Below are 1,547 nucleotides of genomic sequence, written 5' to 3'. Positions count from 1 at the left end.
GGATTACCTGCCCAGGTCGTCATGGCGGATACGGCTTATGACGCCGATCACTTGCGCCAGGCGATCGCTGCCAAAGGCGCGCTCGCCGTCATCCCCAACAACCCGTCACGTGCGCTCAAATATCCGCTGGACAAGCATCTCTATGCCCAGCGTCATCTCGTCGAATGCTGCTTCTCAAAACTCAAGCAGTTCCGCCGCGTCGCAACCCGCTTCGAAAAGACCGCCCGAAATTACCTGGCCGTCGTTACTCTCGCAGCCATCGTCTTATGGATGCGATAAATGTCCACACCACCTAGAGGTGCTGGGGCCGCTTCCGCGAAGAGGCCGCCAACTGAGGCGGCCTTACTCCTGCAACTCTCTCAACATGCGGCTCCGATGCTCAAGATGGAGCCTTTGGACATCGTAGAAGTCTCCAAGCAGCCTTCTGGCCTCTGTCGTGTTGTGGCCGTCTCGGTCAAGCTTGGCAACTATGCGTTCCTGCCGATTAACGCGCTGCTCGCCTTCAACGACGTGGCGCTCTGCCATCCTAAGCCTGAAGAGTTGGGTTCTGCGGTCCATGGAACAGCCACTAGCGCGCTCGGAGATATTGCGCAGAGCGCGGTCTATGATGACTCTGGCGTGCTCATCACCATTCTCTTCAGCTACCGATGAAGCGGCCTCAAGGTGATGTTCGATCCAGCGGTGAGTAAGGCTTCGCATTCCACAGCCTAACGAATTGCCGAGAGGTACCCAAGACCGCGCGATGATGGTTCGTTAACGGATGGACAGATGCGCCGTTCCTGGGATCGCGCCGGAACTCCGTCAGCACCAAGGCTGGGTGCTGTCCTAGTTAGGACACTCGCAGCGGGGAATTAGGACACCAGATGTCGACGGACTTCTCCGAACGTCATGTCGAGCATCAGGGCGTGCTCAGCGGCCAGCGGTCGCTGAATAAGGCTAACAGCCCATCCCTCCGGGATTGCGTCCAGCACTCGGTCAACAGCTTCTCGAGCCAGATCTGGACCTCGCCGTCATCTGTCGTCACACGGACCAGATGAACTTCGGTCGCCTGTTGCATGAGCAATAAGGCGGGGTCGCCGCGAAGGTTTCAAAAATCATTACATAAGTTAAGAGGGGCCGCGTCGCGAGACGGCCCCTTTTCATTTGGCCCTCGCTGGGGCCGTTTCTTTGGCACTCCGGTCAGGCGAACAGGTCTTTGCCCGCCTGCAGCATCCTCACGAACGTCCCGCTTTCGTGATACTCGAGCCAGCCCCGATCCTTCGCGTACTCCAAGCCAGCCCAATACTCAGCCGGCGTCGCCTTGTCCTGGTAGAGCATCGGATAGTTGATCTTTTCGATGCAGATCCGGCCATCCTGGATCGGCTCGAAGGCCCGAGCGTGCTCCATGATCCTGCGCGCGGCTTTTTCGGATTCGGAGTAGGGGCGGTCGCCAACGTGTTTCATTGCTATGAATTTAGAGAGTTAGAAACGGCCGCAGCAACCTTTGGGGGCCAAGAGGCAGTCGCTGGGGCCGCTGTCTCGGCCGGTTCGCTCCGGCCGACTCGCGA

The 1,547-nt window shown here is 58.8% G+C and carries 3 protein-coding genes; 2 read left to right on the top strand and 1 reads right to left on the bottom strand.

The window, feature by feature from the left end:
- On the top strand, positions 1-279 hold a 279-nt coding region (locus tag J6525_RS46315; RefSeq protein ID WP_225648221.1), incomplete at its 5' end, for a transposase.
- A 96-nt stretch (positions 280-375) separates the two neighbouring features.
- Positions 376-651, top strand: a complete 276-nt coding sequence (locus J6525_RS46310) for a hypothetical protein (protein WP_225649600.1) — start codon at positions 376-378, stop codon at positions 649-651.
- Positions 652-1,179: 528 nt separating this feature from the next.
- Here J6525_RS46310 and J6525_RS46305 read toward each other — a convergent pair.
- On the bottom strand, positions 1,180-1,443 hold the full coding sequence (locus J6525_RS46305; protein WP_225649599.1) for a hypothetical protein: 264 nt from the start codon (positions 1,441-1,443) through the stop codon (positions 1,180-1,182).
- Between the last annotated feature and the right edge of the window lie 104 nt (positions 1,444-1,547).

Origin of the sequence: Bradyrhizobium australafricanum (assembly GCF_020329495.1) — a bacterium.
GTDB lineage: Bacteria > Pseudomonadota > Alphaproteobacteria > Rhizobiales > Xanthobacteraceae > Bradyrhizobium > Bradyrhizobium australafricanum.
The sequence above is the reverse complement of the archived record's forward strand: the minus strand, read 5'-3'. Positions and strand labels throughout refer to the sequence as shown.

Excerpts from the sequence above, each read along its gene's own strand:
- J6525_RS46305 (WP_225649599.1), bottom strand. The coding sequence starts at position 1,443 with ATGAAACACGTTGGCGACCGCCCCTACTCCGAATCCGAAAAAGCCGCG.
- J6525_RS46310 (WP_225649600.1), top strand. The coding sequence starts at position 376 with ATGCTCAAGATGGAGCCTTTGGACATCGTAGAAGTCTCCAAGCAGCCT.